7 protein-coding genes are annotated in these 8,451 nt (G+C 43.0%); 3 read left to right on the plus strand and 4 right to left on the minus strand.

Annotated features, from left to right (window positions below; genetic code table 11):
* Positions 1-57 precede the first annotated feature (57 nt).
* The 3 genes from GNF10_RS09375 (at position 58) to GNF10_RS09385 (ending at position 3,056) form a co-directional block, all read left to right on the plus strand.
* Positions 58-1,059 carry a DUF389 domain-containing protein gene (locus tag GNF10_RS09375; protein WP_185580307.1) on the plus strand — a complete coding sequence of 334 codons (1,002 nt, stop codon included), beginning with the start codon at positions 58-60 and terminating at the stop codon, positions 1,057-1,059.
* Between the two features lie 68 nt (positions 1,060-1,127).
* Positions 1,128-2,681 (plus strand): sodium:proton antiporter, encoded by a 1,554-nt coding sequence (locus GNF10_RS09380; protein ID WP_185580305.1) that lies wholly within the window; start codon positions 1,128-1,130, stop codon positions 2,679-2,681.
* Positions 2,682-3,056: a hypothetical protein gene (locus GNF10_RS09385; RefSeq protein ID WP_185580304.1), complete on the plus strand. Its 375-nt coding sequence runs from the start codon at positions 2,682-2,684 to the stop codon at positions 3,054-3,056.
* Positions 3,057-3,200: 144 nt separating this feature from the next.
* Here the strand turns inward: GNF10_RS09385 and GNF10_RS09390 are convergent, their stop codons facing one another.
* From GNF10_RS09390 to GNF10_RS09405, 4 genes are all read right to left on the minus strand, one after another.
* The gene (locus GNF10_RS09390; protein ID WP_185580303.1) at positions 3,201-3,758 is read right to left on the minus strand and encodes a DUF3124 domain-containing protein; all 558 of its coding nucleotides are present in this window, start codon (positions 3,756-3,758) and stop codon (positions 3,201-3,203) included.
* A 74-nt stretch (positions 3,759-3,832) separates the two neighbouring features.
* Entirely contained in the window at positions 3,833-4,510 is a 678-nt protein-coding gene (locus tag GNF10_RS09395; RefSeq protein WP_012412607.1) for a TrkA family potassium uptake protein, read from the minus strand.
* A gap of 69 nt (positions 4,511-4,579) precedes the next feature.
* Positions 4,580-5,116 carry a general stress protein gene (locus GNF10_RS09400; protein ID WP_185580302.1) on the minus strand — a complete coding sequence of 179 codons (537 nt, stop codon included), beginning with the start codon at positions 5,114-5,116 and terminating at the stop codon, positions 4,580-4,582.
* 303 nt (positions 5,117-5,419) lie between these two features.
* A complete protein-coding gene (locus GNF10_RS09405; RefSeq protein ID WP_185580301.1) occupies positions 5,420-8,425 on the minus strand; it encodes an MFS transporter in 3,006 nt (1,001 codons plus the stop codon).
* Positions 8,426-8,451 lie beyond the last annotated feature (26 nt).

Below are 8,451 nucleotides of genomic sequence, written 5' to 3' on the forward strand. Positions count from 1 at the left end.
ACACCGGTTCAATGGGAAACTTTAATTAGAGATAACCGAACATTCAGGAGGAAGGTCTTGGGTAATAACATTCGAGACCGATTTAAAAATTTCCGTCGCCGGGGTTCGCAACCGGAACAACTCCAACAGCTACAAACAGATTTGCTGGCAGAATCAGCCTTAGACTCAGCTTACATAATATTGATTATTAGCTCCTGTGCGATCGCAACTTTGGGTTTATTATCTAACAGTGCAGCCGTAATTATCGGCGCAATGATTATTGCCCCTCTAATGTTGCCGATTCGCGGGTTAGCTTTTGGTGCTTTGCAAGCAGATATTACTTTGTTTCGTAAGGGAGTAGTTGCTGTAGTAGTGGGTACGCTGTTAGCAATAGCGATCGCCTGGACTCTGGGTTGGCTGGTGGGGTTGCCCAGTTATGGTAGTGAAGTGCTGGCTCGATCAAGACCAACATTGTTAGATTTGGGAATTGCGGTTGCGGCTGGTGGTATTAGTGGTTACGCCAAAATTGAGACGAAAATCTCTGGTAGTTTAGCAGGAACTGCGATCGCTGTTGCCCTCATGCCTCCCGTCTGCGTGATTGGCTTAGGCTTGGCACAAGGGAATTGGTCACTCAGTTTCGGGGCAACCCTACTTTATCTCACCAACTTGCTAGGTATTGCCCTCTCCTGTATGGTGACATTTGTGGTAGCAGGTTACACTTCAATGGCGCGGGCACGTCAACCCCTAATTTGGACTATGGCTTTGACAGCTATCCTGCTAATTCCTTTGGGAGTAAGCTTTGCCCGACTTGTACGACAAGCGCAACTAGAAACCAGCTTACGAAAAGCATTATTGAATCGAACTGTCACCTTTGGGCGATTGCAGTTACTTAACAGTAATACTAATTGGTTGACAAATCCCCCAGAAGTTCGTTTGAGTGTCCGGGCAAGGGAACCTGTCACACCTCGGCAAGTAGAATTATTAGAAGAATTTATCAAGCGAGAGATGGGGCAAGCATTCACTTTAATTTTTGAAGTTGGTCAAGTAGAAGAAATTCGACGTTCTGAACCCACGCCCTAAAGTTGCTAATTTGGTAGCAATAAAGTGAGAATCTATCAGTGAAGTCCAAATCTCTTTAGATCGTAATAGTGGATGTTACCGAATTAGTCAAAGTTTCAATTATTCTCTTGCTCCTTGCTACAGGAGTAGCTTTGCTATCCCGGCGGTTGCGAATCCCTTATGTGACGGGTTTAGTATTGGCAGGTTTGCCAATCACTGAATTGTTATCTCGTCCGATTGGTTTAAATCCAACCTTGGTTTTGAACCTTTTCTTACCAATTCTCATCTTTGAAGCTGGCATTAATACAGATGTCAGCCGTCTACGCAGCACGTTTAAACCAATTGCCCTGCTAGCTGGGCCTGGGGCTGTGCTTTCGAGTGGGATTATTGCCGCCCTGTTAAAATTTGGGCTGGGACTGAGTTGGATACCTGCGTTATTTGTCGGAGTAATTCTGGCAAATACTGATACAGTTTCCATGATTGCCGTCTTTAAGGAAATACCAGTACCCTCCCGGCTTTCCACCATCGTTGAAGGAGAAACTTTATTTAATGATGCAGCTGCTCTAGTTTCATTCAACCTAATTTTGCAAGTATATTCTACAGGTTCACTCACCTTTGTAGAGGGAATCCAACAACTGCTATTTATCTCTTTAGGAGGCTGCCTAGTAGGGTTAGTCTTGGGCTACTTGAGCATACCTGTATTCGCCCGTTTAGATGATGCCCTTAGCAGCTTATTACTAACAGTTGCAGTTGCATTGGGAACTTTTCAAGTTGGGCAATTTCTCGGTGTGTCGGGTGCTGTCGCTGTAGTTGTCGCTGGATTAATTTTCGGGAATTTAGGGCTTTCTCAGAATACTTCTGCTTCTAGTCGCATCACCTTATTGAGTTTCTGGGAATATGCCAGTTTTACTGTCAACACCTTTATTTTTCTGCTAATTGGTGTAGAAATAGACCTGGTAACGCTCTGGAGAACTTTACCTGCAATTCTCTTTGCAGTTTTGGCTTATCAAGTTGGGCGAGTTCTTACAGTCTATCCTCTGCTAGCAGGGATTCGTTTGATTGACCGTCCAATTCCATTACGTTGGCAACATTTACTCTTTTTAGGTAATATCAAAGGCTCGCTCTCTATGGCTCTGGCGTTGAGTTTGCCAGAAACACTACCAGGGCGAGATGTTCTCATCGCTTTAGTTTTTGGTAGTGTGCTAGTGTCGTTAGTGGGACAGGGTTTAAGTTTGCCTTGGGTGGTAAAACGCTTACAATTATCTAAATTTTCAGAAACTCAACAACAGGTTGAAGAGTTACAAGCGCAGTTGATGACGGGTAAGGCAGCACAGGATGAATTAGATAGTTTGTTGAAATCAGGTGTATTACCAAAAGCTGTTTATGAAGAGATGCGTTCAGCTTATCAAGTGCGAATTGCCGGTGCAGAAAAGACACTGCGGGAACTTTATAATCGTCGTCCTGATGATGTGGATGGCAAAAGTAACAGCAGTGTTAAACTTGATGCCATTCGCCGCCGTTTACTGCTAGCAGAAAAAGGAGCGCTCAATGAGGCGATGCGGAAGCGAATTCTCTCAGAAGAAATTGTGCGCGGACGGATACAAAATCTTGATGAACAATTGTTGAAGTTAGATGATGATTAAATGTGGGGAATTGGGAATGGGGAACTTGTACTGAGCGAAGTCGAAGTATTGGGAATTGGGAATAGTCTGGCCTTTGTCGATGAACCTCTGAGCTTCGTTAGTGAACCTCTGAGCTTTGCGAGTGAACCTTGGAGCTTTGCGAGTGAACCTTGGAGCTTTGCGAGTGAACCTCTGATCTTTGTGAGTGAACCTTTGAGCTTTGTGAGTGAACCTTTGAGCTTTGCGAGTGAACCTTTGAGCTTTGCGAGTGAACCTTTGAGCTTTGTCGATGAACCTCTGAGCTTTGTGAGTGAACCTTTGAGCTTTGTGAGTGAACCTTTGAGCTTTGCGAGTGAACCTCTGAGCTTTGTCGAAGAACCTCTGAGCTTTTGCTGATTGATTAAAATCTGCTGCTTCCTGTAAGACATTAAGTCAGAGACTCAATGAATGCATTCTTATACAGAGCATGAAAACGAAGAAAAACTTAATTACGAATTACGAACTTGTACTGAGCGTAGCCGAAGTATTACGAATTACGAATTACGAAGGCGATCGCTTATAGTTATTTTGACTTTTAATTACTCTACCAGGACTGATAAAAGAAATTCCTTGTTGGAAGTCAGTACCAATCATCACTGCTTCCACTATAGGTTCGGATATTTCTGTTTGAGCTACCCACTCGACAATAAAGTTTGCGCCTAAACCTCCACTGGTATCATTTCTATTTATAAAAAAATCTGTCGAAGCTAGCGCATCAAGTTGAATAGGACGCTCCAAATACTGTTTAATTAATTTCCCTTCTGAGTTGTAGTAGCGCACAGAAGTAATAACGATCGGATTGGTCAAATCTGTATTCCGAATACTGAGTGTAACCGCTAACTCGAAAATCTCCTGCTTATTGTGATGATAAATATGTGAATAGACAGGAACATAAACAGTTTGACCGCTTGCTATCTTAAAATTCTTATCTAGCGTTACTATTTTTTGAACTGGGGTTGCTTGAGTGGCGTTAGGTTGTGATTTGGATGAAATATTTGTTGATTGACAAGATACAAGAAAAATAACAGCGATCGCTAAAATATATGGATACGGCTTCATCAAAATTATTTATACCCATTTTTATACATCGGTAGCTAATCCCACCTAATCAAGAGTTTCGGTAGGCATTGCGCTCAACATCTTTGCTCAATAAAATCAATGACTTGATGTAAAGATCCTGGTTTAGTCACAATCAACACTGTTGAATGAGGTTCCAGTATTGTACTGCCGTTAGGAATCATCAAATCTTCGTGGGGATGGGATTGATAACCAATAATTAGCGAACCACTAGGAAATCGGGCATCCTGAGCGATTTCGGCAACACTACGACCGGCAACATAGCAATTGTTTGGGATGGCAAGTTTCAGAACCTCAATCTGTCCTTGCTCAAAATGCATCATTGATTCCACTTGGGGATACTCAATGGCATTCACCATTGTTGAAACTGATAGTTCCACAGTACTGATAATATGGTTGGCTCCAGCTATCCGCAGTGGTTCAGCAAAATCGGGGTGACGCATCCGGCTCAAAATATGGGTGACACCGTAGTGTTTAGCAAGAGTTACCATTGCCAAGTTTAAGGCATCACTTCTTAAGACAGCTGCCAAGGAACCTGCTTTGCGAATCCCAGCTTCTAGCAATACTTCTGTACTCACAGCACTGCCTTCAAAAGCCATTGCTCCTACTTGTTCACGGGCATAACGGCAAGCGATAGGGTCAACGTCAATTACAGCAACAGTATGTCCTAGCTCTACGAGTTTTTGTGCCAAACTTAAGCCCACTAAGCCGGCTCCACCTATTAGTACGTACATAGCTGCTCTTTTTACTTTTTTTTGATCTTCCTATTCCACTTTACAAGTTAGGAAAGTAGAGATATACGTTCAACTTCTGGGAATATCAAAAATACGCCATTCTTGAATACCAAAACGCTTCAGAATTGGTTCGGCTTGATGGATATTGTCTTCTGTACTTTCTATTGTCACTAAATAATTGCCTTGAAATACTCGGTCATTATAGAGTTTGGCGGCTTCTTCAGGAAGAAACCAACCCCGCAGTGCGCCAATAAGACCGCCAGCTGCTGCACTAGCTCCACTTCCTAAAAGTGTGGCTAAAACAGACTCAGCTGCTAGTGCTGGGCCAAAACCAGGAATAAGCAAAATACCAAAACCCGCAACCAAGGTAAGTAAACCTCCCGCCCTAGCACCTGCTAATCCACCCGCCTTAGCACCTTCAGCAGGAGTGAGAGTACTTTCACTCGTGTCAGAACTGTCAAGTTGCTCATTGAGCTTGGGTGTTTTAGTGATTACAGAAATCTCATTCATCGGAAAGCCACTACTTCTAAGTTCGTCGAGTGCCTGTAGTGCAATTTGGCGATCGCGAAATATACCAATAGCGTGTTGAAGTTGTCCAGAAGCCATTTTGTTTGCCTCCCAAAAGCATTGATGAACCTGTACAGCTTTTGCTGGTGATTGACTTATTCACAGTCTGACCAACAAATGTGACCAGAAAGTGTTAAGGCAATCTGGTTTGGTACAAGCGCGATAAGTAGGCGATAGGCAATAGGCAACAGTTTTGTAGGTTGGGTGAAGGCTTTGCGTAACCCAACATAAATAAGGTGGTAATGTTGGGTTGCGTTTAACTCCACCCAGCCTACATAAATATATCTTTTAAAAAACCTTACCAGTAATGTAAACAACAGTATTATTTCAGTACAGATAATATCAATTGTAATTTTTGAATTGGTATTTTTCGAGTAACTCTTTAACTTGAGCGGCTACCAAAGGATGTGGATCTTTTTGTAACTGGGGTAAGATTTGCAAAAGAACGCGATGTGAAACCATATTTAGATATGCGATCGCAGCTTCTCTAACAAAGCCTGTGGGATGACGCAAACTTACTAATATCTCAGAACTGGTAAGTCTGATGCGAGTTACTTGAGCAAAATGGAAACAACAAGCTAGACACCAATCAGAAAGGAAGTTACCCAACATCAGCAATCTGTGGAGGCGATCGCTAACTAGCATATTCTCATATTCTACGATCTTGGCTTCTACAAGATATTGCAACTTTTCTGATTGCGGTCGGTTATCTAAAATATTCAGCAATAGAGACTTGCAAGGCAAAGTTACGGTATGCTCTAAGATTTCTAAACCCCGTGCTAAGTTTACCACTGAGAGCGATCGCAGATTAAACGCTGCTGCCTGCATCTTTTCTGGTGAGTAAAGCAATCTGAGCAACAGTAGCAGCCGCTCTTTAACATCCAATTCCAATTCTAAAAGGGCGCGTTGCAGTAACTCAGAGACAATCACAATCCTTTCACTTGATTGATGATTTTCTTTTTCATCTAATATTTTCAAGTCTATATATGCACCATAAATCTCGCCTAAAAACTTTAATTCCTGCTCAATTAAATTTTCTACCCGACTTTCATAAAACCGATCTACTAAACCTCTAATTCCTGGTTGTTTATGTATTTTTAGTAAGCTACGAAGAATATGATCCCTATTTATACCCCAGGATGCCTCCAAGTTTTCCCATAAAGTCTCTAATGCTTCCTGAGTGCCAATTTGAGCAATGGTACGCCAAGCATACATTCGCACTACTTCTGGTTTGTAAATATTGGTAGCTAACCGCAACAGCATCTCTATCGCTTCATTTTCTAGTCGCACTAGGGATGACATTGCTATAGTGCGGGTTGATTTGTAATAAAGTGCTGCAATCAGCGCCGAATAGTACTCTTCTAAATGGGTTGCTGCAATCATTTCCAATACAGCACAGCGCACCCGTAACGACTCATCTTGTAATAAATTCGGGATGTGAATCCGCAACGCCTGCAAATAAACTGCTTCTCTAAGCGCTCTAACTCCATTCACCCGTTCCCGTTCTTTCTTATGAGTTAACATCCGGCGCATAGTTTGGGTAGCTGCTACCTTTTGCATGGGCGTTCCCTGACGTAAGACTAAAGCGGCGGCGGTAGCGCGGATGAGTGAGTTTTGGCGGGGGTTGAGATATTCTTCTAAAATACTTAAATTGGGATTTGGTTCGGCTAGCCAAACGTAACGTAGTGCTAGGGCAAAAACTTCGGGGTTAGTTTCTTGGGGTTGTTCTAACAAAGGACGAATGGCGGATAGATAAGCGGGATTGGCACCTGCTATCAGCATCACTTCCAAACTTTGGCGCTGCAAATCTGGGGTTAACTTAACTAACAGGGGCGCTAAAACTTCCGCACATCCTTGGGGGTCAATTTGGGCTAAAAGTTCAATACAAGAGCGTTTATCAGCCTCGCTGCCTTTTTCTGCTAAAGCTTTGACTACCCCCTGCTTAAAGAAGCGTAAGCCGACATTGGTTGCACTCAACTGGCCCCGTGCCACACTCAAGACTAACAGTTCAACGTAGCGCGATCGCAATTCCCAAACTACTTTTAAACAGGTGCTAGCTATCAGCATTGTTTCTGCTACTAACACCCACTTTTGCAGGGATACGGGTACAAAGCGGTTACAAAACAATAGAGTTGCAAAAATTAGTACTCCTGTCAAACCTGTAGCGATCGCTTCAGCTGTTCCCCCAGATAAAGTCTGCATCCGGCTGCGAATTGCCTCGGGAATCGGTTGGTACAGGATGGGGCCGCTACTCATCACAAAGGTGTAGCGCAGAAGTTCATCGCAGAATTTGACAATTATCAGACCCCAGAAAAAACTTTGCGATTGGATGGCTGGAATTAAATGCAGTAATACCAGAACTCCTGGTAGTGAAAAGCCTACGGTAATTGGTAAAAGTGTCGCTGTGAAAAATACCCCCATCCGTTCAATGAGTCGGCTGGAAATAAACCACTGCAATAACAACTCACACAGTCCCAACATCCCACCAAAAAGACCCAAGAAACTGGCGAGTTCTCGGTCGCCCAAATTGGATTGGAGTTCGCGCAGATATTGAAAATCTATTAACAACCCAATGACTTGCAACAGACCGACAAAAGCAAACAATTGCCAAACATAGCGCTTCAGAGGACTTTTAATAAAGCGCTCTCGTGAAGCTTGTTCTTCAGGAATTAGTCTTTGTGGGGTTTCAGGAAAAGCCGCTCGATAGTGATTAGTTAAATACAATAAAATCCCCGATCCTAATAAAATCACTAAACAGGCGATGAAGATGATCTTATTGAGCGAGGTGTATTGCACTAGCCAAGGCAAACTAAAGCCACTAATTACATCTGCTACCAAAAGTCCACTACTCACAAGTGGGTAAGTCCGCTTAATCTCTCGAATGTTAAATATTTGGTTAGCGACAATGGAGGTGTTGAGATCGTTGACTACATAAAGGGCATCTACCCATAGCCGCAGCAGAAAGGCCGAAATAACTACCAGGTAAGAAACATGAGATCCCCAACGTAATAAAACTAATAGAAGTAATGGCATCAACATGCAAGGTGCGATCGCTACAATCACCCGGCGTAAGGGAAAAATCCTTTGCAGCCAAGAGTATAAAAAAACCAGTGCTGCGCTCATAACGGCACTGGCAATATACATCCACGGCAATAGATGAGTCCCATATTCATCTAAAAACAGCGCCACCGTACTGTCTTCTGCCCACCGCAATCCTACACATACAGTTGTGTAAAAAATAAACATTAGCTGTGTTCGTTCACTCTCCTCTGGCCGGAGATTCACCCACTGTAGTAGTCGTGGTAAAACAACTTTATTTACAGCAAACCAGTGATTTTTCAGTTCCATGCAGTTTTATTTTCTGGTAGTATCAC

Origin of the sequence: Nostoc sp. UCD121 (assembly GCF_014222285.1) — a bacterium.
GTDB lineage: Bacteria > Cyanobacteriota > Cyanobacteriia > Cyanobacteriales > Nostocaceae > Nostoc.

Excerpts from the sequence above, each read along its gene's own strand:
- GNF10_RS09385 (WP_185580304.1), top strand. The coding sequence starts at position 2,682 with ATGTGGGGAATTGGGAATGGGGAACTTGTACTGAGCGAAGTCGAAGTA.
- GNF10_RS09405 (WP_185580301.1), bottom strand. The coding sequence starts at position 8,425 with ATGGAACTGAAAAATCACTGGTTTGCTGTAAATAAAGTTGTTTTACCA.
- GNF10_RS09390 (WP_185580303.1), bottom strand. The coding sequence starts at position 3,758 with ATGAAGCCGTATCCATATATTTTAGCGATCGCTGTTATTTTTCTTGTA.
- GNF10_RS09400 (WP_185580302.1), bottom strand. The coding sequence starts at position 5,116 with ATGGCTTCTGGACAACTTCAACACGCTATTGGTATATTTCGCGATCGC.
- GNF10_RS09395 (WP_012412607.1), bottom strand. The coding sequence starts at position 4,510 with ATGTACGTACTAATAGGTGGAGCCGGCTTAGTGGGCTTAAGTTTGGCA.